The 23,348-nt window shown below is 64.8% G+C and carries 22 protein-coding genes and 1 riboswitch; of the genes, 9 read left to right on the top strand and 13 right to left on the bottom strand.

The window, feature by feature from the left end; all coding sequences use genetic code 11:
- Positions 1 to 25: 25 nt before the first annotated feature.
- Positions 26 to 1,645 (top strand): NHL repeat-containing protein, encoded by a 1,620-nt coding sequence (locus IVA93_RS03875; RefSeq protein WP_018453271.1) that lies wholly within the window; start codon positions 26 to 28, stop codon positions 1,643 to 1,645.
- Positions 1,646 to 1,745: 100 nt separating this feature from the next.
- On the opposite strand, the gene clpB is transcribed toward IVA93_RS03875, so the two are convergent.
- Positions 1,746 to 4,385, bottom strand: coding sequence for an ATP-dependent chaperone ClpB (gene clpB / locus IVA93_RS03870; RefSeq protein ID WP_018453270.1), 2,640 nt, complete (start codon positions 4,383 to 4,385; stop codon positions 1,746 to 1,748).
- Between the two features lie 257 nt (positions 4,386 to 4,642).
- Between clpB and IVA93_RS03865 the strand changes: the two genes are divergently transcribed.
- A complete protein-coding gene (locus IVA93_RS03865; RefSeq protein WP_018453269.1) occupies positions 4,643 to 5,431 on the top strand; it encodes an MOSC domain-containing protein in 789 nt (262 codons plus the stop codon).
- 112 nt (positions 5,432 to 5,543) lie between these two features.
- Here the strand turns inward: IVA93_RS03865 and IVA93_RS03860 are convergent, their stop codons facing one another.
- Positions 5,544 to 6,383 (bottom strand): TIGR02594 family protein, encoded by an 840-nt coding sequence (locus tag IVA93_RS03860; protein WP_018453268.1) that lies wholly within the window; start codon positions 6,381 to 6,383, stop codon positions 5,544 to 5,546.
- 199 nt (positions 6,384 to 6,582) lie between these two features.
- Here IVA93_RS03860 and IVA93_RS03855 point away from each other — a divergent pair, with 199 nt between their 5' ends.
- Positions 6,583 to 7,446, top strand: coding sequence for an alpha/beta fold hydrolase (locus IVA93_RS03855; protein ID WP_018453267.1), 864 nt, complete (start codon positions 6,583 to 6,585; stop codon positions 7,444 to 7,446).
- Between the two features lie 51 nt (positions 7,447 to 7,497).
- On the opposite strand, the gene metW is transcribed toward IVA93_RS03855, so the two are convergent.
- A complete protein-coding gene (metW, locus tag IVA93_RS03850) occupies positions 7,498 to 8,160 on the bottom strand; it encodes a methionine biosynthesis protein MetW (protein WP_018453266.1) in 663 nt (220 codons plus the stop codon).
- Positions 8,161 to 8,172: 12 nt separating this feature from the next.
- A complete protein-coding gene (gene metX / locus IVA93_RS03845; protein WP_018453265.1) occupies positions 8,173 to 9,375 on the bottom strand; it encodes a homoserine O-acetyltransferase MetX in 1,203 nt (400 codons plus the stop codon).
- A gap of 90 nt (positions 9,376 to 9,465) precedes the next feature.
- A riboswitch (SAM riboswitch) is annotated at positions 9,466 to 9,545 on the bottom strand.
- 204 nt (positions 9,546 to 9,749) lie between these two features.
- On the opposite strand from metX, the gene IVA93_RS03840 reads away from it, so the two are divergent.
- From IVA93_RS03840 to IVA93_RS03830, 3 genes are read left to right on the top strand one after another with little or no spacing between them, the layout of a single operon-like run.
- On the top strand, positions 9,750 to 10,598 hold the full coding sequence (locus tag IVA93_RS03840; protein WP_026232498.1) for a chorismate mutase: 849 nt from the start codon (positions 9,750 to 9,752) through the stop codon (positions 10,596 to 10,598).
- A 35-nt stretch (positions 10,599 to 10,633) separates the two neighbouring features.
- On the top strand, positions 10,634 to 11,728 hold the full coding sequence (locus IVA93_RS03835; protein WP_026232497.1) for a pyridoxal phosphate-dependent aminotransferase: 1,095 nt from the start codon (positions 10,634 to 10,636) through the stop codon (positions 11,726 to 11,728).
- Positions 11,725 to 12,663 (top strand): prephenate/arogenate dehydrogenase family protein, encoded by a 939-nt coding sequence (locus tag IVA93_RS03830; RefSeq protein ID WP_018453262.1) that lies wholly within the window; start codon positions 11,725 to 11,727, stop codon positions 12,661 to 12,663. Before IVA93_RS03835 ends, IVA93_RS03830 begins: the two co-directional genes overlap by 4 nt.
- Positions 12,664 to 12,777: 114 nt before the next feature.
- Here the strand turns inward: IVA93_RS03830 and IVA93_RS03825 are convergent, their stop codons facing one another.
- The 5 genes from IVA93_RS03825 to IVA93_RS03805 all read right to left on the bottom strand — a co-directional run bounded on the left by IVA93_RS03825 (position 12,778) and on the right by IVA93_RS03805 (position 17,620).
- Positions 12,778 to 13,431, bottom strand: coding sequence for a hypothetical protein (locus IVA93_RS03825; protein WP_245288367.1), 654 nt, complete (start codon positions 13,429 to 13,431; stop codon positions 12,778 to 12,780).
- 5 nt (positions 13,432 to 13,436) lie between these two features.
- Entirely contained in the window at positions 13,437 to 14,132 is a 696-nt protein-coding gene (locus IVA93_RS03820; RefSeq protein WP_240543318.1) for a hypothetical protein, read from the bottom strand.
- A gap of 299 nt (positions 14,133 to 14,431) precedes the next feature.
- The gene (locus IVA93_RS03815) at positions 14,432 to 14,659 is read right to left on the bottom strand and encodes a hypothetical protein (protein WP_018453261.1); all 228 of its coding nucleotides are present in this window, start codon (positions 14,657 to 14,659) and stop codon (positions 14,432 to 14,434) included.
- 190 nt (positions 14,660 to 14,849) lie between these two features.
- Complete coding sequence (locus IVA93_RS03810; RefSeq protein ID WP_247299294.1) at positions 14,850 to 16,193, bottom strand: GDSL-type esterase/lipase family protein; 1,344 nt, start codon at positions 16,191 to 16,193, stop codon at positions 14,850 to 14,852.
- A 242-nt stretch (positions 16,194 to 16,435) separates the two neighbouring features.
- Entirely contained in the window at positions 16,436 to 17,620 is a 1,185-nt protein-coding gene (locus IVA93_RS03805) for a DUF2125 domain-containing protein (protein WP_247789703.1), read from the bottom strand.
- 110 nt (positions 17,621 to 17,730) lie between these two features.
- Here IVA93_RS03805 and IVA93_RS03800 point away from each other — a divergent pair, with 110 nt between their 5' ends.
- A complete protein-coding gene (locus IVA93_RS03800; RefSeq protein ID WP_018453258.1) occupies positions 17,731 to 18,342 on the top strand; it encodes a gamma-glutamylcyclotransferase in 612 nt (203 codons plus the stop codon).
- Here the strand turns inward: IVA93_RS03800 and IVA93_RS03795 are convergent.
- The 4 genes from IVA93_RS03795 to ftsE form a co-directional block, all read right to left on the bottom strand.
- Positions 18,339 to 19,112 carry a lysophospholipid acyltransferase family protein gene (locus tag IVA93_RS03795; protein ID WP_085361285.1) on the bottom strand — a complete coding sequence of 258 codons (774 nt, stop codon included), beginning with the start codon at positions 19,110 to 19,112 and terminating at the stop codon, positions 18,339 to 18,341. The genes IVA93_RS03800 and IVA93_RS03795 overlap by 4 nt on opposite strands.
- 33 nt (positions 19,113 to 19,145) lie before the next feature.
- On the bottom strand, positions 19,146 to 19,850 hold the full coding sequence (locus tag IVA93_RS03790; protein WP_018453256.1) for a YdcF family protein: 705 nt from the start codon (positions 19,848 to 19,850) through the stop codon (positions 19,146 to 19,148).
- A 277-nt stretch (positions 19,851 to 20,127) separates the two neighbouring features.
- A complete protein-coding gene (locus tag IVA93_RS03785) occupies positions 20,128 to 21,096 on the bottom strand; it encodes a cell division protein FtsX (protein ID WP_007597308.1) in 969 nt (322 codons plus the stop codon).
- Positions 21,089 to 21,748, bottom strand: coding sequence for a cell division ATP-binding protein FtsE (gene ftsE / locus IVA93_RS03780; RefSeq protein WP_008135325.1), 660 nt, complete (start codon positions 21,746 to 21,748; stop codon positions 21,089 to 21,091). Before ftsE ends, IVA93_RS03785 begins: the two co-directional genes overlap by 8 nt.
- A 191-nt stretch (positions 21,749 to 21,939) precedes the next feature.
- On the opposite strand from ftsE, the gene IVA93_RS03775 reads away from it, so the two are divergent.
- Positions 21,940 to 22,812: an MJ0042-type zinc finger domain-containing protein gene (locus IVA93_RS03775; RefSeq protein ID WP_026232495.1), complete on the top strand. Its 873-nt coding sequence runs from the start codon at positions 21,940 to 21,942 to the stop codon at positions 22,810 to 22,812.
- 59 nt (positions 22,813 to 22,871) lie between these two features.
- On the top strand, positions 22,872 to 23,246 hold the full coding sequence (locus IVA93_RS03770; protein ID WP_018453253.1) for a response regulator: 375 nt from the start codon (positions 22,872 to 22,874) through the stop codon (positions 23,244 to 23,246).
- Positions 23,247 to 23,348 lie beyond the last annotated feature (102 nt).

Raw genomic sequence — 23,348 nt, 5'->3', positions numbered from 1 at the left:
TTTCCAAAAAACGGGAGGTCTCGCCATGAAGAACAGGCTCGCCTGCGCAGCCTTCGTCGCTGCGGTCGTCTCCGCTACCAGTGTTTCGGCCGAAAACTGGGAGGTCACCAAGCTCGTTCCGGGCTCGGCGTTCCACGGCGTGCACGGGCTTGCGATCGACAAGGCCGGCCATCTGTTTGCCGGCAGCGTCGCGGGCGCGGCGCTCTACGAGGTCGACATCCCCGGCGGTAGCGCGAAGGTTGCAATCCCCGCCCCGATCGGAATGGCCGACGACATCGCATTCGCCCCCGACGGCACCATGGCCTGGACCGGATTCCTGGCCGGCGATCTTTATTCGCGCAAGGGCGACGGCCCGATCAAGAAACTCGCTTCAGGCCTTCCCGGCATCAACTCGCTCGCCTTCCGCAAGGACGGCAGGCTGTACGCCACCACCGTCTTCCTCGGCGACACGCTCTATGAGATCGACGTCGAGGGCGTCAAACCGCCGCGCCAGATCATGGAGAAGATGGGCGGCCTCAACGGCTTCGAGTTCGGTCCCGACGACAAGCTCTACGGTCCGCTCTGGTTCAAGGGACAGGTCGCAAAGGTCGACGTCGACAAGGCCGAGCTGACCGTCGTCGCGGACGGCTTCAAGGTCCCGGCCGCGGTGAACTTCGATTCCAAGGGCGATCTCTGGGTAGTCGACACCGCGCTCGGCCAGCTCGTTCGGGTCGATCCCAAGTCGGGCGCCAAGACCATGGTCGCACAATTGAAGCCGTCGCTGGACAATCTCGCGATCGACGACAAGGACCGAATCTACGTCTCCAACATGGCCGATAACGGCATCCAGGAGGTCGATCCGGCGACCGGCCAGGCGCGGCAGGTGATCATCGGCAAGCTCGCCTTGCCCGGCGGCATCGGCGTCACGTCAGAGAACGGCAAGGATACGATCCACGTCGCCGACGTGTTCGCCTATCGCACGGTGGACGGCGCGACCGGCGAGGTCACCGAGAAGGCGCGCATGCACGCCGCCGGCGTCACGCTCGAATATCCGATGAGCGCAACGGCGAAGGGCAACGATGTGGTCCTATCGAGCTGGTTCACCGGCACGGTGCAGGTGATCGACGGCAAGACCGGGGCCACCCGCGACATGCTGCACGGCTTCAAGGCGCCGCACGACGCGCTCGTGCTCGCGGACGGCAGCATCCTGGTGGCCGAGTTCGGCACCAAATCGCTGGTCCGCGTCAGCGGCGAGCACGGCAAGGATCGCACCACACTGATCGGCGGCCTCGAGGGCCCGGTCGGGCTCGTCGCTGGATCGCGTGGCGAGGTCTATCTCACCGAAGCCTTTTCCGGCGTGATCTCGATGATCGGGAGCAACGGCGAAAAGACAGTCGTCGCCAAGGACCTGAAAATGCCCGAAGGCATCGCCCGCGCCAGAGACGGCAAGCTGATCGTAGCGGAGGTCGGCGCCAAACGGTTGATCGAAATCGTGCCGGAGACCGGCACGGTTACCGAGATCGCGGCCAATCTTCCAATCGGCCTCGTGGGTGCACCCGGAGGACTGCCGACGCACATTCCGACAGGCGTCGGCATCGGGGAATCCGGCACGATCTATTTCTCTTCTGACATCGAGAACGCGATCTACAAGCTCACGAAGAAATAGGTCGCCGCAGTAAGTTCGCCAACAACCCGCAAAACAAACCGCCCCGGAGAGGTTGACATCTCCGGGGCGGCTTGTTGCTTCAGGCTTCGAATGCCGACGATCAGTTCAGCTTCCGCTTCGACACCGGCGCCTCGAACTGGGCGATCTCCGCGGTCTGCGGCGCCTTGCCGTTGAAGGTCAGCACGTTGCCTTCGGAGGAGATCGCAACGTTGTCGCCGTCCTTGACGTCGCCGGCCAGGATCATCTCGGCGAGCGGATCCTGGACGTGACGCTGGATCACGCGCTTCAGCGGCCGTGCGCCGTAGGCGGGATCCCAGCCCTTGGCGGCGAGCCAGTCGCGGCCCGCAGCGTCGAGCGTCAGCACGATCTTGCGATCGATCAAAAGCTTTTGCAGCCGTGCGAACTGGATCTCGACGATCCGGCCCATCTCGCTCCTCTGCAAGCGATGGAACAGGATGATCTCATCGACGCGGTTCAAGAACTCTGGCCTGAAGTGCGCCCGCACCATGCCCATCACCTGCTCGCGCACGGCCGAGGTATCCTCGCCCTCCGGCTGGTTCACCAGAAACTCCGAACCGAGGTTCGAGGTCATGATGATCAGCGTGTTGCGGAAGTCGACGGTGCGGCCCTGGCCGTCGGTGAGGCGGCCGTCGTCGAGCACCTGCAACAGCACGTTGAACACGTCGGGATGCGCCTTCTCGATCTCGTCGAACAGCACGACCTGGTAGGGCCGGCGCCGCACCGCTTCGGTGAGCGCACCGCCCTCGTCATAACCGACATAGCCCGGAGGCGCGCCGATCAGCCGCGAGACCGAGTGCTTCTCCATGTACTCGGACATGTCGAGGCGGACCATCGCGGTCTCGTCGTTGAACAGATACTCGGCGAGCGCTTTCGTCAGCTCGGTCTTGCCGACGCCGGTGGGCCCGAGGAACATGAACGAGCCGGTCGGCCGGTTCGGGTCCTGCAGCCCCGCGCGCGAACGGCGAACGGCGGTCGCGACCGCACGCACGGCCTCGGCCTGGCCGACGACGCGCTTGCCGAGCGAGTCCTCCATCCGCAGGAGCTTGTCTTTCTCGCCTTCGAGCATCTTGTCGACGGGCACGCCGGTCCAGCGCGAGACCACCTGCGCGATGTGGTTGGCGGTGACCGCCTCCTCCATCATCTCGCCGGAGTTCTCCTTGGCCTCGATCTCCGCAAGCTGCTTTTCCAATTCGGGGATCCGGCCATAGGCCAGCTCGCCGGCCTTCTGGAATTCACCGCGCCGTTGTGCGTTGGCAAGTTCAACCCGCAAGCCGTCGAGCTCGGCCTTCAGTTTCTGAGCGTCGGAGAGCTTGTTCTTCTCCGCGCTCCAGCGTGCGGTGAGCGCCGCGGACTTCTCCTCGAGATCGGCCAGCTCCTTCTCCAGCGTCTGCAGGCGGCTCTTCGACCCGGCATCGCTTTCTTTCTTCAACGCTTCCTGTTCGATCTTCAGCCGGATGATTTCCCGATCCATCGAATCCAGCTCTTCCGGCTTGGAATCGACCTGCATCTTGAGCCGCGCGGCCGCCTCGTCCATGAGGTCGATGGCCTTGTCCGGCAGGAAGCGGTCGGTGATGTAGCGGTTGGACAGGGTCGTGGCGGCGACCAGCGCGGAATCGGTGATCCGCACGCCGTGGTGCTGCTCGTATTTGTCCTTCAGCCCGCGCAGAATGGAGATCGTATCCTCGACCGAGGGCTCGCTGACGAAGATCGGCTGGAATCGCCGCGCCAGCGCCGCGTCCTTTTCGACGTGCTTCTGGTACTCGTCGAGCGTGGTGGCGCCGATGCAGTGCAGCTCGCCGCGGGCGAGCGCAGGCTTGAGCAAATTGGACGCGTCCATCGCGCCATCGCCCTTACCAGCGCCGATCAGCGTGTGCATCTCGTCGATGAACAGGACGAAATTACCATCGCTCCCGGTCACCTCCTGCAGCACGGCCTTCAGCCGCTCCTCGAACTCGCCGCGATATTTTGCACCTGCAATCAGCGAGCCGAGGTCGAGCGACAGCAGCTTCTTGTCCTTCAGGCTCTCCGGCACGTCACCGTTGACGATGCGCAGCGCCAAGCCCTCGGCGATGGCGGTCTTGCCGACGCCGGGTTCGCCGATCAGGACGGGATTGTTCTTGGTCCGGCGCGACAGCACCTGGATCGTGCGGCGGATCTCCTCGTCGCGGCCGATGACCGGGTCGAGCTTGCCGTCGCGCGCCGCCTGAGTGAGGTCGCGGGCATATTTCTTCAGCGCGTCATACGCGTTCTCGGCCGTGGCGGAGTCCGCCGTTCGGCCCTTGCGCAGCGCTTCGATCGCCGCGTTGAGGTTTTGCGGGGTGACGCCGCCCTTGGCCAGGATCGCGCCCGCCTCGCTGGTCTTCTCCAGCGCCAGGCCGAGCAGCAGCCGCTCGACGGTGACAAAGCTGTCGCCGGCCTTCTCGCCAGCCTTTTCGGCGGCGTCGAAGGTGCGCGCGAGTTCGGGCGCCAGATAGATCTGGCCGGCTCCGCCGCCAGAGACCTTCGGCACCTTGTTCAGGGCGTCCTCGGTCGCCTTCAGGATTGCGCGGGAATTGCCGCCGGCGCGGTCGATCAGGCCGGCAGCGAGGCCTTCATTGTCGTCCAGCAGCACCTTCAGGACGTGCAGGGTCGAAAACTGCTGGTGCCCTTCGCGCACCGCAAGCGACTGCGCGGACTGGACGAAGCCTCTGGAGCGTTCGGTATATTTTTCGATGTTCATTTCGTGGTCTTTCCCTCGGCCTGCCCCTGGAGCCCTCAAAGGCACTCCAAACGGCATCTTCATTGGGTTTCCGATTACCGCATTGACGTTTCTCAACCGGCAACGGTCGTTATCAGCCGGCGCTGGCGCCGGCCTGACCCAGATGTGGGAAGCGAGGCCTCGGACCGGAAGAGGCGAGTTCACAATTTCGTGCGCGGATCCGCCCGCTTGGCGCCGGTGGGCCGAATCCCCTAAGTAGCGGCATGACACCCAGCGCAATGACAATCAGCCAGACCGCCGAGATCACCGGGCTCTACCGCTACCCGATCAAGGGCCTGACGCCGGAGGCCCTGCCCCGCGTCTCCCTGCGAGCCGGCCAGACCCTGCCCGCCGACCGCCGCTACGCCATCGAGAACGGCCCGAGCGGCTTCGATCCGGAAGCACCGCAGTGGAAGCCGAAGATCCAGTTCCTGATGCTGGCGCGGAATGAGCGGCTAGCTTCGCTCGACAGCCGGTTCGAGGACGCGACCAATTGCCTGACCATCCGCAAGGACGGCCAGATCGTCGCCAGCGGCGATCTCGAGACCGCCGCCGGGCGCGCCGCCATCGAGGACTATTTCAGGGAAAATTTTCAGCCGGAGCTGAAGGGCCCGCCCAAGATCCTGTCCGGCCGCGACCACAGCTTTTCAGACGTCGCCCGCAAGGTCGTGTCCATCATCAATCTCGACAGCGTCCGCGCGCTCGAGACGATGCTCGGCGGCGCCGCCGTCCACCCGCTACGCTTCCGCGCCAATCTCTACGTGAAGGGCTGGCCGGCCTGGTCCGAGCTCGACCTCGTCGGCCAGACGCTCGCGATCGGACAGGCCCGGCTGCAAGTGGTCAAGCGCATCAAGCGCTGCCCGGCCACCAATGTCGACCCTGATACCGCCAAGCGCGATCTCGAAATCCCCGCCACGCTCTCGAGCAATCTCGGCCACATGGACTGCGGCATCTATGCCGAGGTGATCGCTGAAGGCGACATCGGCGTGGGCGACGCGGTTGCATTGGAACAGCCGAAGCTGGTGTGACGCTGCGCGCTGGCCCCGCTCCGCCATTGCGAGCGAAGCGAAGCAATCCAGGAATGCGCCCGCGGAGACAGTCTGGATTGCTTCGTCGCTTCGCTCCTCGCAATGACGGCCGTCAGTTCGGCATCACATACGCATAGATCCGGCCGCGCGAGACCGGTGCTTCGCGAACGCGGTTGCCGTTGTTGCCGGAGATCATGATCGGATTGCCCTGCGCGTCGACACCGGTGATGATGCCGACATGACCGCCCCGGCCACCACGCGACATCACTGCGATGGCGCCGACCTGCGGACCGGACACGCGCGTGCCGTAATGCGCGAACGAATTCGCCATGTCGGAGCCGGTGCCACGATGACCGGTCTTTTCGAGCACCATGTTCATGAAGCGCGCGCACCACAGGCTACCGCGACCGGTCGGATTGCCGCCGACATAGCGGCGTGCCTCGGACACGAGGCCCGACCCACCGCCGAAGCCGCCGCCGCTCGTCGCGCTATTGGCCATGCCGCCGTCATTCGCGTTAGTGGCTATCCCACCTCCACGCCTCATAATTCGACGGCTGGCGCGCGTGGTCATCTCACCGCTGGTAACCATTCCAGCGTTGCCGCTCATGGCCATTCCACGGCTGCCGCTCATGGCCATTCCACCACTGCCGCTCATAGCCGTTCCAGCGCTGCCGCTTATGGCGATGCCGCCGCTATTGGCGTTCGGATCATAGCTGGCGAAGGTGTTGCCGAAGCCGTTCGCCTGCAATTGCGCCGCGCCGCGCTCGAAGCGCGAGCCGCGTGCATGCCGGTAATGATGATGTCTGCTGGCGTGATGCGCGTAAGCGTGCCGCTCTGCGCTATGACGATGAGGTCGTGCTGACGCCGGAGAAGTGAAGGCGGCGAACGCCGCGAAGAAAACAGCCAGCGCAACGACACAGCGCGACAGGCGAGACGCAAACAACTCGAACATTCTTCATCCTTCGTTGACACCCCACTTCCCCGTCGGCCCGTGCGGTGGCCGACATCCGCGGGCTGTATCAGTATCCTGATGTGGCGAGAACAAGACGCGGCCCCTAAGAATTTGGACGATGATTAATAAGTGCTACCATCGTATGCGCTGACCGCAGGACGGCATTCCAAAGCCGCAGCCACCTCAGGGAGAAAACCGGATGCCTCACGCCCTCACGAAGGACAATTGTCGACTCTATTTCGAAGAAGCGGGCACGGGCACGCCGATTATTTTTCTGCACGAATTCGCGGCCGACTACACCAATTGGGAGCCGCAGATGCGCTACTTCTCGCGCGGCCATCGCTGCATCACCTATTCCGCACGCGGCTACACGCCATCGGACGTGCCTGATGGCGAGGTCTACCGCTACACGCATTTCTACACCGATGCGCTCGCGGTGCTCGATCATCTGAAGATCGATCGCGCGCACTTCGTCGGCCTCTCGATGGGCGCCTATTCGTCGCTCCAGATCGGGCTCAACGCGCCCCAACGTGCGCTGTCGATGACGCTCGCCGGCGTCGGCTCGGGCTCGGAGATCGAGAACCTCGACGCTTGGCGCCAGCAGTGCCGCGCCAACGCGGAGCAATTCGAGATGCTCGGCTCAGCCGAAGTCGCAAAAGTCACGCGCGAGGCGCCGAGCCGGATTCCCTTCCTGGTGAAGGACCCGCGCGGTCACGCCGATTTCTATGCCGCCCTGGCGCGGCACGACGCCAAGGGATCAGCGCGGACGATGCGCGGCTTCCAGGCCGGCCGTCCCTCGATCTTTACGATGACGGACGCGATCAGAGCGGCCACGACGCCGGCACTCATCATCTGCGGCGACGAGGACGATCCGTGCGTGGGCGCAAGCCTGTTTCTGAAGAAGCATCTGCCGGCGGCAGGGCTCGCCATGTTTCCAAAGTCCGGCCACGTCCTCAATCTCGAAGAGCCAGCGCTGTTCAACGAAACGGTGGAACGGTTCGTCACGCTGGTGGAAGCGGGAAGATGGCCGGTGCGCGACCCGAGGTCACTGGCGGCGCATTAGCGCGAAGGCGTCACCAGGTACTGGGTCGCGTAGATGGGGTAACGGGCCGGCCTACTTCCTGCCGCCCCGCGTCAGCAGAAACACGCCCTGCTCGCCGAACAGATTCCACACCCACCAAGGCATCCGCAGCCGCAGCGGACGGCCGTAGAGGTCGAGCGCCTCGGCACGTTCCATCTTGACGTCGATCGCGTCGCAGAGCTCGACGAAATCCTTGATGGTGCAGAAATGGATGTTGGCGGTGTCATACCAGCTTGCCGGCAGGTTCTCCGTGCGCGGCATGTGGCCGCCGATCAGGAGCTGGAGCCGCATCTTCCAGAAGCCGAAATTCGGGAACGACACGATGGCGCGGCGGCCGATGCGCAGCAAATTCTCCAGCACCACTTTCGGCTGCCGCGTCGCCTGCAACGTCTGCGACAGGATCACGTAGTCGAAGGCGTCATCCGGATAATTCACGAGGTCGGTGTCGGCATCGCCCTGCACCACCGCAAGACCCTTGGCGACGCAGCGGTTGACGCCCTCGCGCGACAGCTCGATGCCGCGGCCGTCGACGCCGCGGGTTTCCAGCAGTTGGAGCAGGTCGCCCTCGCCGCAGCCGACGTCGAGCACCTTCGAGCCCGGCTTGACCATGTTGGCCACCAGCACATGGTCCGCGCGAAAATCACCGGGCTGCCCGGTCGCAAGGCCGCCCAGCGGCAACGCTTCCTGTACAGACATGACTAGCCGTCCTTAAGCATTATTGGCGGTGAGCCCGCGCGCCTTGCCTGCCGATTGCAGGAAGGCGCGGGAGATATCAAGGAATTCGGGCACGTCGAGCAGGAAGGCGTCGTGACCGCGATCGGTCTCGATTTCGGCGAACGACACCCGCGCGCTCGACGCATTCAGCGCGTGCACCAGCGCGCGCGATTCCGAGGTCGGGAACAGCCAGTCGCTGGTGAAGGAGACCACGCAGAAGCGGGTCTGGATTCCCGCGAACGCCTTCGCCAGCACACCGCCGTGGTCGGCGGCGATGTCGAAATAGTCCATCGCGCGGGTCAGATAGAGATAGGAGTTGGCGTCGAAGCGCTCGACGAAGGACGAGCCCTGGTAGCGCAGATAGGACTCAACCTGGAAGTCGGCGTCGAAAGAGAAAGTCGGCAGCTCGCGGTCCTGCATGCGCCGCCCGAATTTTCGATGCAGCGCGGCGTCGGAGAGATAGGTGATGTGCGCCGCCATCCGGGCGACAGCGAGGCCACGATGCGGATGGATACCTCGATCGGCATAGCCGCCATGGTGCCAGTCGGGGTCGGCCATCACCGCCTGACGGCCAAGCTCGTGGAACGCGATGTTCTGCGCCGAGTGTCGTGTCGAGCAGGCAATCGCCAGCGCGGAGAACACGCGACTCGGATACGCCGCAGTCCATTGCAGCACTTGCATGCCGCCCATCGAGCCGCCGACGACCGCGAACAGCGTGTCGATGCCGAGCCGGTCGATCAGCATCGCCTGCGCGCGCACCATGTCGGGGATGGTGATGACGGGGAAATCGAGCCCCCAAACCTTGCCGGTCGCGGGATTGATCGAGGCCGGGCCGGTCGAGCCCATGCAGCCGCCGATCACGTTGGAGCAGATGATAAAATATTCGTTGGGATCGAGCGGCCGGCCGGGGCCGACCAAGGTCTCCCACCAGCCGGGCTTGCCGGTGACAGGGTGCACGTTGGCGACGTGCTGGTCGCCGGTCAGCGCATGGCAGATCAGGATCGCGTTGGAGCGATCGGCATTCAGCTCGCCGTAGGTCTGGTAGGCGATCTGGAACGGGCTGAGATCGACCCCGCAGTCGAGCCGCAGCGGCTGCTCCGAGCCGAACTGCGCGACGTGCGAACTCGGATGATCCACCTCGTGCGACCGCTCGTCGGCGGTGATCGCGGGACTCGGAATGGACTGGACGCCAACCATCTGACCATCGACCTCGTTTGCGATCGTAGAAGTGACCGCATTGACATCAGGCCATGAAAAACCCGGCCTGAACGATAGGTTCGGCCGGGATCGAAAGCGTCCCCGGCCTGTTTAGCGAGTTTTTTAACGTGGCTGCAAGCCGGCCGGCTCAAATGACCACGGAACGGGTAAAAACTACCGTCTTGGACGGTTTTCGTCAAGTCACGGCCCGGATCAGCCAAATTCGCCTGTCGCGCCACGGGCGGAAAGGGCCCGATTTCTCTTTGCATTTCTCTTTGCTTTCGCAGCCCCGACTGCCTAATCAGGATATCCATCACAGCGGTGACGGCTCGACTGATCCGCATTGGAAAGCCTCTCAGCAGCACCTGTCAGACATGTCCCAACGTCCGCCCGCGCCACCATCACTCCAGGAATTGCGTAAGGAGATCGACGCGATCGACGAAGGCATGCATCGCCTGCTGATGCAACGCGGCGACATCATCGACCGCCTGATCCAGGTGAAGCAGACCCAGGAGGTCGGCTCGGCGTTCCGCCCGGCACGCGAGGCCTCCATGATGCGCGACCTCGTGCAGCGTCATCGCGGCATCCTGCCGCTCGACACGGTCGAGAGCATCTGGCGCGTCATCATCGCGACCTTCACCTATGTCCAGGCCCCGTTCTCGGTCCACGCCGACATCTCGGCGAGCGAGCCGGCCATGCGCGATTCCGCGCGATTCCATTTCGGCTTCACCGTGCCTTACGTCGCGCATTTCAGCGCGCAGGCGGCGGTCGAGGCCGTCGCGAAGTCCAAGGGCGATCTGGCGCTGGTCTCGGCGACCTCGAGCCGCACGCCGTGGTGGCTGTCGCTGGAAGAAGCTGGCGCGCCAAAGATCATCGCGCGGCTGCCCTTCGTCGAGCGCGCCGACCATCCGGCGGCGTTGCCCGTGTTCGCGGTCTCGCGCGTCGCCGACAGCGCGCTGGTGACGGAGGTCGAGACCTTCAGCGTACGCGTCTCTGGGTGGAATGCGGAGGTCGCGCGCGCCCTGTCGCCGCTCGCCGAGATCGTGGCGGTGCCCGACACCGCCTTCGACGGCGCCGCGCTGCTGGTCTCGGTCACCGCGACAAGCAGCATCGACAAGATCAAGGCTGCCCTGATCGAAGCGGGGGCCTCGGTGCGCTCCACGGCCCTCGTCGGCAGCCACGCAACGCGCTATACGGTGCCCCCGACCGGGTCGAAATCGTAAGTCGCGAACCGCTTAAGCCCACTCCGGAGTTGAAGATGTCCCGCCCCGTGCCGAATCCCGGCATTCTCGATATTGCGCCCTACACGCCCGGCAAGACCCCGGTGGCAGAGCCTGGCCGCAAGGTGTTCAAGCTCTCGGCCAACGAGACGCCGTTCGGGCCCTCGCCGAAGGCGATCGAGGCGTTCAAGCAGGTGGCGGATCATCTGGAAGACTATCCGGAAGGAACCTCGCGCGTGCTGCGCGAAGCAATCGGGCGCACCTTCGGGCTCGATCCCAACCGCGTCATCTGCGGCGCCGGCTCGGACGAGATCCTCAACCTGCTCGCCCACACCTATCTCAGCCACGGTGACGAGGCGATCTCGACCACGCACGGCTTTCTGGTCTATCCGATCGCGACCATGGCGGTCGGCGCGAAGAATGTCATCGCGGCCGAGAAGAACCTCACCTGCGATGTCGACGCCATCCTCAAGGCGGTGACGCCGAAGACAAAGCTGGTCTGGCTCGCCAACCCCAACAATCCGACCGGCACCTATGTGCCGTTCGACGAGGTCAAGCGCCTGCGCGCCGGCCTGCCCTCGCACGTGCTGCTGGTGCTGGACGCAGCCTATTGCGACTACGTCTCGCGCAACGATTACGAGATGGGGATCGAGCTGGTCGCGACCACCGAAAACACGGTGGTGACCCACACCTTCTCCAAGATCCATGGTCTTGCGGCGCTGCGCATCGGCTGGATGTTCGGCCCCGAGCACATCATCGACGCGGTCAACCGCATCCGGGGTCCCTTCAACGTGTCGACGCCGGCCATGTACGCCGCCGTTGCCGCGATCGAGGACACAGCGCACCAGGCCATGTCGAAGCATTTCACCGAGACCTGGCGCAACTGGCTCGCCGAGGAGATCGGCAAGCTCGGGCTGAAGGTGACGCCGAGCGTCGCCAATTTCGTGCTGATCCACTTCCCGACCGAGGGCAAGACCTCGGACGCAGCCGACGCCTTCCTCACCAAGCGCGGGCTGGTGCTGCGCGGCTTGAAGAACTACGGCCTGCCGCATTCGCTGCGCATGACCATCGGCACCGAGGAGGCCAACCGCCTCGTCGTCGAGGGCCTGCGCGACTTCATGGCCGGACGATGAGCGCGACCCCGCACTTCCAGCGCGTCGCGCTGATCGGCTTCGGCCTGATCGGGGGCTCGATCGCACGCGCCGCGAAGCTCCAGGGTCTGGCTTCCGAGATCGTCACCACCGCGCGCTCGGAGAAGACGCGCGCACGCGTGATGGAGCTCGGCATCGTCGATCAGGTCGTCGCGACCAATGCGGAAGCCGTGAAGGACGCCGATCTCGTCATCCTCTGCATTCCCGTCGGCGCCTGCGGCCCGGTGGCGCAGGAGATCTCCGCGCATCTCAAACCCGGCGCGATCATCTCCGACGTCGGCTCGGTCAAGGGCGCCATCGTCAGGGATATGGCGCCGCACCTGCCGGAAGGCGTCCATTTCGTGCCGGCGCATCCCGTCGCAGGCACCGAGCATTCGGGTCCCGATTCCGGCTTCGCCGAGCTCTTCATCAACCGCTGGTGCATCCTCACCCCGCCGGAGGGCGTTGATGCGGCTGCCACCGATCGCCTGCGCGCGTTCTGGGCGGCGATGGGTGCCAAGGTCGAGATCATGACGCCGGATCATCATGATCTCGTGCTCGCGATCACCAGCCATCTGCCGCATCTGATCGCCTACACCATCGTCGGCACCGCCGACGAGCTGGCGCAGGTGACGGAGTCAGAGGTCATCAAGTTCTCCGCCGGCGGCTTTCGCGACTTCACGCGCATCGCCGCCTCCGATCCGACGATGTGGCGCGACGTCTTCCTCGCCAACAAGGAAGCCGTGCTGGAGATGCTCGGCACCTTCACTGAGGATCTGGCAAAGCTCACCCGCGCAATCCGCCGCGGCGATGGCGAGGCGCTGTTCGACCACTTCACCCGCACCCGCGCCATCCGCCGCGGCATTGTCGAAATCGGCCAGGATTCGGCCGCGCCCGATTTCGGCCGGCCGCATGCGCAGCTCGGCAACAAGCCGTAGCACCGAAGTGGCCCGGATGGAGCGCAGGCGTAATCCGGGACTTCCGTCGCTTGAGGCAGGATTCCCGGATCGCGCTTCTCTCCATCCGGGCTACGAGCCTGCGTGGCTCCGTGACTAGAATGGGTAGTACCGGATCTGCGTCATGACGACGTTGTCGTCGGTCTTCGGCGCGCCGCCGACGCCGGCGAACGCGAACCGTTGCGTGTAGGAATATTGCAGGCCGGCTTTGAGCGTGCCGAAATTGCCTTGGTAGATGGTGTCGTAGATCCCGGCCGTGATCTGCCGAACCTCCCTGGTGTTGCCGTTGCAGGTCGCGCCCGCCGAGTTTTCGGTGAAGCAGCCGGTGTTGTTGTAGAGCGGATTGCCGTAGCCGAACGGCACCGTTCCAACATTGGCGAAATTCGCCTTGGCCTTTTCGAGGCCTGCATAGGAGTAGACATCGAGGCTGGGCGTCGCGTGCCAGATCAGGCCGACGGCGGCCGCCGTGATCGTCAGCGGGAGGAGGGTGCCGTCCTGCGCCACCGCCGCGTCGGCGAACGGTGTTGCCGTGAAGCGGCCCAGCACGCCGTGCGAGCCATAGAGCTGAAGATCGAGGGTTTTCGGAATCAGCTCGACGAAGATGTGTCCGCCGAAGCTTCCGGTGTCGTAGGGGTGGTTGGCGTTGTTGAAACGGTCGAACAGCTGGCGGTAGAGCGCCCACCCCTCGACATGCAACTTATAGGGCCCGAGCCTTGGGTCCCAGGCGGCCTTGACCGTGACGTCGGGCACCTGATTCAGGCAAGAAATCCCGGAACGGATTCGAAGTCGATCACGCCGGGCGCATCGACGCCACGAGGATCGATGCCGGACTTGGTCGGCGCGTTCAGCGACCAGGATTGCCCGGCGAGGAAGTGAAGACCGAGATCGCTGCGGTCCAGTTCCAGGCTGAGCTGCCGCATGCGCGGATTGAACGAGTTGGTCGCAACCGAGCTCGCCGTCTGAGCCGCACCTTCGAAATCGATCTCGCCATAACCCGCGAGGTGCGTGTCGGCATCGGCATTGCCCTCGGCCAGCACCGAGAACCTGCTCTGGCGTGCCGAGAAGCGCGTTTCCGGGATGTTGAAGTTGCGGCTCTGCTGATAGGGGATGAAGTTGTAGACCGAGCCGGTATCGGAAGCGAGATTCCGCGAGCGGTAGACGCCGGTGAGATCGACCCAGCCACCGAAGGTCAACGTCACGCCCTTGTAGCAGACCTTGCCGGCCGCACATGGATCGGCGGCGAGCGCCTTGTAACTTGCTGGTAACTGAACGGCCTTCGCCTGCGCTTCACCCTGTCGCGTCTTGCGCGCCTCGGAGTCCACGCGCTGCTGGAGCTCCTTCAGCTTCGCCTTCAGCGAGTGGATTTCGGTTGTGACATTGTCGTCGGCATGCGCCTGCCCTGAACAGGCAGCGAGAATACCCAGCATCAGTCCGCAATTGATGATCCGCATTTGAAGCTTCCTCCATTTGGGAAGCGGATTGGATTCCGCGCGCCATCTCCGGCGCATGCATGCTTCCCTGGTGTGGAGTGATTTGAATGCGGCTGCGGTTATTCGCGGCGCCGTGCATCTTGTGCATCACGTTTTCCTGACGATCCTGTTCGGAATATTTTCGTTGGCTGTCGATCCGCACGCGCGACTGTCGCGATTGTCCAAGGCAACTTTTCGAGGCCTCGTTCAAGGCAACGCGCATTGGGCCCGGCCGGGACATGACCGGGCCCAGTTCGCGACGGGCAAGTGGTGGATGGCGGCTATTTGCCCTTGGTCGCGCGCATCACCATTGGGCGCGGTGATTTCGGCGAGGGGACGAAGGCCATCGTCTCCCGCGTCGTCGGATTCGAGACGTTGCGATCACCGTTCGGATACATCGAGGCGTATGCTGCCGGCTCCTGCAACTGCCATTGCCACTGCGCAAACGCGGGCGTCGCGAGCGTGGTCGAGATGGCGATACCGGCAATGAACAGCCTGGACTTGGTCATGATATCTCTCCTGCCTGGGCGACCGCATCATCGTGCGGCCGACATGGAGAGAGAGCGGAGTTTGCGGCTCGGCATTCCCGGCCGGTCATCACGATCCGGCGAAGCGGCCGTGAGTTCAGCTCGTAACCCGCATGGAGGGAGTTACGACAGCTGAGGGCGATGAATGGAGAGAGGAGACTCTGAATCCATCCTACTGCTTCGCGCTACGGCTAATCTTTCCCGGCTTGAACAGCTCGAGGTCGATGGCCTGTCCCATCGCCAGATATCCGGTGCGGTTGGGATGAAGCTTGTCGCCGGCGCCACCAGTCGTGCTTTCGGGAACGAACTCCGGCTTGAGGCCACCCGAGGCCGGATCGAGCGTCGCCCGATCAAAATCGATTACACCGTCGAATGTCCCCGAGCTACGGATGAATGCGTTGAGCGCCTTGCGCTTGTCATCCTGCTCGGGAAAACCATGTGCCGCGCTGGTGCTACCCAATGCCGAAACGACGGTGGCGCCGATGATCCGGGCTTGCGGCCATTTCGCACGTAGCCTCGCGACACGATCCTTCATCGCGGCGATGACTTGGTCGGCGGTAAAATTGCCGTTCTTGCTGAAATCGTTGATACCTTCCAGCCAGATCAGGCTCGATATGCCGGACAGCGACAGCACGTCACGCTCGAGCCGCTGGCCCGAAGCGGGGCCGCCCGCGTACGGTTTGTCGGGACCATATTCGGCCGGGCCTGCGATTTGGTTGCCACCGATGCCGCCATTCACTACGGCAACCTTGTTGCCGTAGACTGCCTTCAGGCGACGCGACAGCACGTTGGGCCAGCGATCGTCGCCATTCATGGTTGAGGCGGTCCCGTCGGTAATCGAATCCCCAAACGCCATGATGGCGAAGGCATCGGCAGGCGCAGTCATCTCGATCGCATCGAGGAAGAACCATGACGCAGTCGCATAGGGGAAGGAAGCCTCGTCTTCCAGGGCGCCCTTCGCGCCGGCGCCGGGCGCACTGACATAGGAGGTGGTCAGCGCTTTGGCGTGCCAGGTCATCGGGCCGCTCTGGCCGGCGACATGAAAACTGACCGCAAGCCGGCGGCCGGCGAGGTCATCGGGCCGCTTTGCAAACGGCAGCGCGATCGCATCGCTCCAGACCGAATTCCCCGGCGACACCGTAACGGAAGCCGTGCCGGCGAACGTAACCGGAATGTTGGAGCCGCGGATCAACGCGGCACTGCCCGACTGCAGGCCGACGTAAACGCCGTCAAACGTGACGGGTTTGGTGCCGAAGGCGTTGCTGAGCCGGATGCGGGCCTGACGGCCCCAGATATCCGGCCGCACGATCAGGCGAAAGGTCTGGTCCCGCGCACCGGCCGCAGGCTCGGGAAACGCGAATTTCTGTTCGGGCTGGGCTGACGGATTGCCGACGGGGTATGGGCCCTGAACCGCGCCCGTCCAGGACACCACCCAATGTTCGCTATCCTTTGCGGTTGCGGTCTGAAGCGAGGCAACGAGCAGCGATGCTGCCACGAGACAATTCAACGCGCGCATTGTTTCCCCCGAACCCCAGATAATTTGGGCGCGGCCTTAGAGCCGTCAGTTGGTCTTCAATAGGGCGGCAGAACGCTACCTGTCCAGACGCACTGTCGCACTCCTCGCCCGACGCAGGAGAGGACCTCGCAGGTTGCGTCACCGGCGCCGACAAGAAGCTCTTCGCAGAAACGATCTGTTCACAGTTTCGAACGCATCAGACGGACCGAGCTGTCCGCCCGGCAGGTTTATGAATTCACGACCTAATACAGCGGCGGGATCTGGCCGACCTTGACCGGGCCGAGCAGCACGGCGCCGTCGACGAACTTCAGCGGGAAGCTGCGAGCCTTCTTGCCTTCCAGCGTGCTCTCGGTGCCGATCGAATTGATGCCGGCGGCAACGCCTGCATTGGCGTTCTGCTTGATGACCTTGCCGAGGCCGGGAACGGCACGGTCGAGCGCACCGAACAGATTGTTGAGGTCCTGCGACTTCACGCCGGGCGCGACGCGATCGAGGGTCGCCTGCGGCACCCCCTCCTGCAGCATCTTCTCGATGCCGAGCGCGGGGATCACGCGCTCCAGGCCCGTCACGGTCATCTGCAATTCGCCATCGAGGCGGCCGTTTGCCGAGAGCCCGAGCGTGCCGGCCGCAACCGCGATCATCTCGCCCTGCTGGATGCGGGACTGCACGATCTCGATATGGCCGCCGGCGGCCTGGATCTCGCGGAAGCGCTGCGGCCACGGCTTTGGCGTGAGATCGGACAGTCCGGTGATCTTCGCCCGCGTGTCGGCCTCGAACGGCTCGGCGAGCAGCGGATGAACGCCCTGGACGCTGCCCTGCGCGATCTGGAGCACGGTCTCGATCACGGGATGATCGGACGGAGATCCATCCGCAAGGCGTCCATGCAGCTCGACCTGTTTTGCGCGCGCGAGCGGCACCTGCATGCTGCCGTCGACACGACTGACGGTCGGCTCCTCGAACACGATGGAAGCGCGCTCCGGCACGGCGGGCAGGCCGACCACACTGCTGCGACCCTTGCTCCAGTTCACCACGAAGGTGCTCTGCGTGACGCCGTCAGTGAGCGTCGCGGGTGCGGTAAATTCGGCGATGACGCGCTTGGGATCGTAGACTTGGGCGACGACCAGGATGTTGTCGAGCTTCGCCGTGAACGGCGTCTTGCTGGCGTTCTGCGACACCAGGGCGACGCTGGCGCCCGAACACCGGACCTCGAAGCGGAAGGGGAAGCCCGCGATCGAGCGCTTGGCGCAATCATAGACGCGGCCGGATTTGGCCTCCTGCGCGCGCCAGGCATCGGCGGCGATTTCGGCCTGCGACGCCGCATAGAACCAGAAGCAGCTCCACGCCACCGCGAGGATCAGGAGGATGACAGGGGCGATGAAAAGGCCCCAGCGGGAGCGCCGGCGTGCGGCAACGGTCATATCGGACATGCGGCGACCCTTTGACCCCTGATTTTGTCAAATGTAAGCGAGGTTGGCGTGCTCCGAAAGGCGGAGAATTCGCTTCGCTTGGGAGCGCGGTTCTGGTAGCCGTGCCCGAAATGTCGGAAATCACCCTCCCCTCCGTCACCACAGCCAAAGGCGACCTCTGGGTGTTCGGCTACGGCTCGCTGATGTGGCGGCCGGGTTTCGAATTCGAGGAGCGCGTCCCCGCGCGGCTGGTCGGCGAGCACCGCGCGCTCTGTGTCTATTCCTTCGTCCACCGTGGCACGCCGGAGAAGCCGGGTCTGGTGCTCGGCCTCGACCGCGGCGGCGCCTGCCGCGGCATCGCCTTCCGCGTCGCCGAAAAGAACCGCGCCGACGTCGTCGCCTATCTGCGCGCGCGCGAGCAGGTGACGTCGGTCTATCGCGAAGTCATGCGCTCGGTGTGGCTGGAGAACGATGCGCGGCAGCGCGTCTCCGCGCTCGCCTATGTCGTCGACCGCGGCCATGTGCAATATGCCGGTCGGCTGTCGCTCACCGACCAGCATCGCCACGTGCTCCAGGGCCACGGCCAGTCCGGCGCCAACCGCGACTACGTGACTGCGACGGTGAAGGCGATCGAGGCCGAAGGCTTTCGCGATGCGCAGCTGCATCAGCTTGCCATGATGCTGCATGGTGATGCGCATTCTCCGCACGCGCCGGCTCCGGCGGACGATCGGGAAAACCGCTAGCTCTCCAACGGCGCATAGCTCGGCGCCGAGCCGATCAGCTGCTCCTGCTCCTTGCGGCCCGCTTCGACGAGGCGACCGGTCGCGTCTTCGATCACCGTTTGCACACGGGAGAGATACTCGTCCTTGGGCAAGCCCGGCGGCAGCGGATCGAGGAATTCCACCACCAGCGTGCCGGGATAGCGCATGAAGGTGCGGCGCGGCCAGAACAGGCCGGAATTGAGCGCGATCGGCAGGCACGGCGCGCCGCAGGACGAATAGATCTGCGCGAAGCCGCTCTTGTAGTCCGGTGGCGCGCCCGGGGCGCGGCGCGTGCCTTCGGGAAAGATCACGAGCTGCCCGCCGCTGCGCACCGCCTCCCGCGCCCGCCGCGTCATGTCCAGCAGCGCCTTGACGCCGGCATTGCGGTCGATCGCGATCATCCCGGTCTTGACCAGGAACTGGCCGAACACCGGGATCTGCATGAGCTGACGCTTGAGGATGAAAATCGGACGGTCGAAGAAGCCCGGCAAGACGAACGTCTCCCAGAACGACTGGTGCTTCGCCACAACGACCAATGGTCCCCTCGGGATCTTTTCGAGGCCGCGGAATTCCACCTTGATGTTGCAGACAGCCCGCATCAGAAACAGCGTCGCCTTTGCCCACCATTGCGCGACCGTGAGCATGGCGCGCGGCGGCAATGCGAAGGTCGGCAGCGCCACGATCGCGAGGCACACCAGCACGGTGTAGAACAGCACGTTGAACACGAGCGATCGCAGGAAAATCAAGAACATCGAGGATCCGATCAATTGCCGATCAGTTGCCGATCAATTGGCCTGTGCGGTGGCGGGCCGCTTCGCCTGCAGCCCGGAAGGCTGCTCCGACATCTCGGGCGAAAGGTCAATCCCGAAATCCTCCAGCCGCACCCTGACCTCCGCCGCGATATACTTGACATATTCCGACAGCAGCAGCCGCAAAGTGGACGCCGAGGTCCACCACGGCTCGTCGCGCCATTTGTCGCCGACCACCACGAACGGGATCAGTGTCGCCTCCGGCATCGCATGCGAGAATTCCACCAGCGCGCGCGGCATATGATAGTTCGAGGTGACCACGATCAGCGATTTGAAGCCGCGTCCCGCGGCCCAGCGCCGCGCTTCCGCGGCATTGCCGCGGGTCGAGACCGCGGTGCGGTCGAGATCGACGCAGCAACGCATGAAAGACTGGTTCTCCGGCAGCGTCCGGGAGATGTCGCTCGCCGTCGAGGTCGGGTGTACGCCGGAGATCAGGAGCCTCCTGCCGTAGCCGGCAGCGAGCAGCTCCATCGCATCCGACACCCGCGAGGAGCCGCCGGTGAGCACCACGATGCCGTCCGCCTTGCGGTCCGGCGCGATCTCGGCGCCGCGCAATTGCGACAGAAACGCAATAAAGCCCGCCGCCGCGCCGACGAAGGCGAGCGCAATCGTCGACATCACGGCCGCGCGCAGCCACCCGCGCGGCAGTTTCGGCGATCGATCGGCGGTCGGCGCGCTCATGCGATGTCGGTGATCCCTTCCCAGAGGTGATTTTAGGACGTTTTGAGGCGAAGTGGAGTCCGGTTTGTCGGCCTCAAACTATGTGGCGAAGCGCTGGGGCCGCGAACCAGCTTTCCCCTCTCCCCTTGTGGGAGAGGGTGGCTCGCCGCGATAGCGGCGAGACGGGTGAGGGGTATGTCTCCGCGAACTCGCCTCGACGTTCGTGCACGTGGATAGAACCCCTCATCCGGCGCTTCGCGCCACCTTCTCCCACAAGGGGAGAAGGAAGAAAACCATCTCAATCGACATCATTCAGCGTCGCGAACAGCGTCTGGCGCGAGGCGACCGCGGTGATGGCGCCGATCAGCACGGCCTGCACCGCGAGCACGATGTAGCCGGATGGCCGCAGCGAGAAGGTGCCGAGCAGCGCGGCGAACTGGTCGCCGACGGGAGTGCCCGAAAACCAGCCTGCAATCGACTCGGAGAAGCCGAACACCAGCATGGCGGCGCCGCCGCCGATCACGCCGCCCTCCAGCCCCAGCCTGAGGAAATGACGCAGGAAGCGGTTGGCGATGTAGCGGTCGCCGGCGCCGACGAAATGCAGCACCTCGACGATCGGACGGTTCGCCGCCATGGCGCCGCGGGTTGCGAACGACACCGAGATGATGGTGGCGACGATGACGAGCGCGAGGATGCCGAGACCGGCGAGCACGGTGGCGTTGGTCATCGAGCGCATGCGCTCGATCCAGGCGCGGTGATCGTCGACGCTGGCGCTTGGCGCCACCTGGGTCACGCGGGCGCGCAAGGCGCCGAGATCGAGCGCCGTGCCGGGCTGCACGCGCGCGATGATCATGCGCGGGACCGGCAGATCGTCCATCGACAGCCCGGTGCCGAGCCAGGGCTCGAGTAGCTTGCCGCTCTCGTCCTTCGTGAACGGCTTGACCTCGACGATGCCGGCTTGCGCGCGCATGGCCTCGGTCACCGCCGCGGTGTCGCGTTCGAGATCGCGGCCCGTCTGCGGCCGGACCTGAATGGTGATCTCGCTCGCGACATCCGACTGCCATTCGGCGGCGGAGGCGCTCACCAGCAGCACCGTGCCGGTCGTCATCGAGGCCAGGAAGGTCATGATGGCGACAACGGCGACCAGCGCGCGGCCGTGGATCGAGGCGCGCGGCACGATCGGCGACATATTGCGCGCCCGGGCCGGAAGCGGCGGCCCCTCCTGCCCGAGATCGACCAGCACGCCGCGCTCGTCGGGCCTATTCATAGACGTGCAGCCGTCCCTGGTGCAGCACGAAGCGTCGCGCCTCGTACTGGTCCATCAGGGCGATATCGTGGGTGGCGATGATGACGGCGGTGCCTGACTTGTTGAGCTCGATGAACAGCCGCAGCAGGCGGCGGCCGAGCGTCGGATCGACGCTGCCGGTTGGCTCGTCGGCCAGCAGCAGCTGCGGCCGCGAGATCACGGCGCGCGCGATTGCCGCGCGCTGCTTTTCGCCGCCGGACAGGATCGGCGGCAGCGCGTCCATGCGCTCGCCGAGCCCAACCCATTTCAGGAGATCGATGACCTCCTTGCGGTAGCTCGATTCGCTGCGGCCCATCACGCGGAACGGCAGCGCCACGTTTTCATAGGTCGTCATGTGATCGAGCAGGCGGAAATCCTGGAGCACGATGCCGATGCGCTTGCGCAAGTCTGCGATCTCGTCCTTGCCGAGCTGCGAGATGTCGTGACCGAACAAGTTGACGAGCCCCCGCGTCGGGCGATGCGAGAGGAACAACAGGCGCAGCAACGAGGTCTTGCCGGCGCCGGACGGGCCGGTGAGGAACTGGAAGGAATGCGCCGGGATCTGGAAGTTGAGGTCGCGCAGGACCTCGGGCCCCAGGCCGTAACGCAATCCGACATTTTCGAACCGAACCAAGCTCAGCTCCGTTCGAGAGAGGCCGCGGGCCGCACGGCTGTGCTCCGCCACACGCGATCCGCGGGTTTTGCGGCCGTTATGGTTTCCGGTTCGTTAACGGTCGTCCTGTAGCATAATTGGTAGCATCTTTCCGTCTCGGTTCTCCACGACCGTGTCACGATCAAGACTTGTCCATGCATCAAGGCTCGTCCATGCATATCGTCTGCCCTCATTGTACGACATCCTACGCCATCAAGCCCGCGAGCCTTGGGGCGAACGGCCGGACCGTGCGCTGTTCCCGTTGCAAGGAAACGTGGGTCGCCCATGCCGAGGATGCCATCGAGGAGGCATCTGTGCCGGCCATGGCCGCGGCCAGCCGGGCCGACGACCAGGCCGATCTCGCCGAGCAATGGAACTCCTATGCCCAGGACGACGGAGCCGCTGACGCGCCTGTCGTTGACAGCCCCTCGATCGCCAGCGACTGGCCGGACCAGGAAGCCGCCGACACCGAGGACGAATGGTCCGCGGCCGCCCGATCCGTTGAGGAGGAAGTCGGCGGCGAACAGCACCAGTCCTGGTTCCGTGGCCTGTTCGGCCGTCGCCGCGGCGCGCGAGTGCGCCGTCCGGCGGCCCCGCGAAAATCCCATTTCGGCCTGCCGACCGCCTGCGCCGCCATGGGCGCGCTGGTCCTGGCGCTGGTGATCTGGCGCGGAGACATGGTGCGGCTGCTGCCGCAGACGGCAGCCTTCTACAGGATGGTCGGCCTCGAAGTTAACCTGCGCGCACTCGCCTTCAAGGACGTCAAGCTCTCCAGCGAGACAGTAGACGGTAAGCAGGTGCTGGTGATCGAGGGCGTGATCGTGGGACAGGGCAAGAAGCCGCTCGACATTCCCCGCTTGCGCTTCGCAGTGCGCGACGCGCAAGGCGCGGAAATCTACGCCTGGAACGCCGTTCTGGAACAGACCGTATTACAGCCCGGCGAGCGCGCCTTCTTCCGCTCGCGCCTGGCCTCGCCGCCGCCGGAGGGCCGCAATATCGACGTTCGCTTCTTCAACCGGCGCGACATCGCCGGCGGCAGCGTATAATCGATTTCGCAGGTCTCGCAGGCAAAGTTGGTGGCGAGATTGATCCCAAGGTTGGTCTCATGTCCAAGATCCTGATCGCCGACGACGAGGATTCGATGCGCCAGCTGGTGGCGCGCGCCATCGCCATGGACGGCCACGAGATCGTCACCGCGCAAGACGGCGCCGAGGCGCTGGAGATCCTCACGCGCGCGGACGGCAGGTTCGACCTGCTGCTCACCGACATCCAGATGCCGGTGATGGACGGCATCGCGCTGGCGCTTTCCGTCGCACGCGATTTCCCCGATTTGACCATTCTGCTGATGACCGGCTTTGCCGACCAGCGCGAGCGCGCCTCGAACCTCAATGCGCTGGTGCATGACGTCGTGACCAAGCCGTTCTCGGTCGCCGACATCCGCACGGCGGTGGCGGACGCGCTGGCGGCGAAGAAGGGGTAGCGGCGTCGGGGCGCCACGTATTCCGCTGTCATGCCCCGGCTTGACCGGGGCATCCAGTAGCCGCAGCCTCTCGATTGAATCACAACCGTGTCGGAGTACTGG

The sequence above is a fragment of the Bradyrhizobium sp. 155 genome, from assembly GCF_023101105.1.
GTDB lineage: Bacteria > Pseudomonadota > Alphaproteobacteria > Rhizobiales > Xanthobacteraceae > Bradyrhizobium > Bradyrhizobium canariense_D.
Note: the sequence above shows the minus strand (reverse complement) of the source record. Positions and strands in the feature narration are given on the sequence as shown.

Excerpts from the sequence above, each read along its gene's own strand:
- IVA93_RS03865 (WP_018453269.1), top strand. The coding sequence starts at position 4,643 with ATGACAATCAGCCAGACCGCCGAGATCACCGGGCTCTACCGCTACCCG.
- metW (WP_018453266.1), bottom strand. The coding sequence starts at position 8,160 with ATGTCTGTACAGGAAGCGTTGCCGCTGGGCGGCCTTGCGACCGGGCAG.
- IVA93_RS03770 (WP_018453253.1), top strand. The coding sequence starts at position 22,872 with ATGTCCAAGATCCTGATCGCCGACGACGAGGATTCGATGCGCCAGCTG.
- IVA93_RS03810 (WP_247299294.1), bottom strand. The coding sequence starts at position 16,193 with ATGCGCGCGTTGAATTGTCTCGTGGCAGCATCGCTGCTCGTTGCCTCG.
- IVA93_RS03875 (WP_018453271.1), top strand. The coding sequence starts at position 26 with ATGAAGAACAGGCTCGCCTGCGCAGCCTTCGTCGCTGCGGTCGTCTCC.
- IVA93_RS03855 (WP_018453267.1), top strand. The coding sequence starts at position 6,583 with ATGCCTCACGCCCTCACGAAGGACAATTGTCGACTCTATTTCGAAGAA.
- IVA93_RS03860 (WP_018453268.1), bottom strand. The coding sequence starts at position 6,383 with ATGTTCGAGTTGTTTGCGTCTCGCCTGTCGCGCTGTGTCGTTGCGCTG.
- IVA93_RS03820 (WP_240543318.1), bottom strand. The coding sequence starts at position 14,132 with ATGCGGATCATCAATTGCGGACTGATGCTGGGTATTCTCGCTGCCTGT.
- IVA93_RS03830 (WP_018453262.1), top strand. The coding sequence starts at position 11,725 with ATGAGCGCGACCCCGCACTTCCAGCGCGTCGCGCTGATCGGCTTCGGC.
- IVA93_RS03785 (WP_007597308.1), bottom strand. The coding sequence starts at position 21,096 with ATGAATAGGCCCGACGAGCGCGGCGTGCTGGTCGATCTCGGGCAGGAG.
- IVA93_RS03840 (WP_026232498.1), top strand. The coding sequence starts at position 9,750 with ATGTCCCAACGTCCGCCCGCGCCACCATCACTCCAGGAATTGCGTAAG.
- clpB (WP_018453270.1), bottom strand. The coding sequence starts at position 4,385 with ATGAACATCGAAAAATATACCGAACGCTCCAGAGGCTTCGTCCAGTCC.
- IVA93_RS03790 (WP_018453256.1), bottom strand. The coding sequence starts at position 19,850 with ATGAGCGCGCCGACCGCCGATCGATCGCCGAAACTGCCGCGCGGGTGG.
- IVA93_RS03800 (WP_018453258.1), top strand. The coding sequence starts at position 17,731 with ATGTCGGAAATCACCCTCCCCTCCGTCACCACAGCCAAAGGCGACCTC.
- IVA93_RS03805 (WP_247789703.1), bottom strand. The coding sequence starts at position 17,620 with ATGTCCGATATGACCGTTGCCGCACGCCGGCGCTCCCGCTGGGGCCTT.
- IVA93_RS03795 (WP_085361285.1), bottom strand. The coding sequence starts at position 19,112 with ATGTTCTTGATTTTCCTGCGATCGCTCGTGTTCAACGTGCTGTTCTAC.
- IVA93_RS03835 (WP_026232497.1), top strand. The coding sequence starts at position 10,634 with ATGTCCCGCCCCGTGCCGAATCCCGGCATTCTCGATATTGCGCCCTAC.
- IVA93_RS03815 (WP_018453261.1), bottom strand. The coding sequence starts at position 14,659 with ATGACCAAGTCCAGGCTGTTCATTGCCGGTATCGCCATCTCGACCACG.
- IVA93_RS03775 (WP_026232495.1), top strand. The coding sequence starts at position 21,940 with ATGCATATCGTCTGCCCTCATTGTACGACATCCTACGCCATCAAGCCC.
- metX (WP_018453265.1), bottom strand. The coding sequence starts at position 9,375 with ATGGTTGGCGTCCAGTCCATTCCGAGTCCCGCGATCACCGCCGACGAG.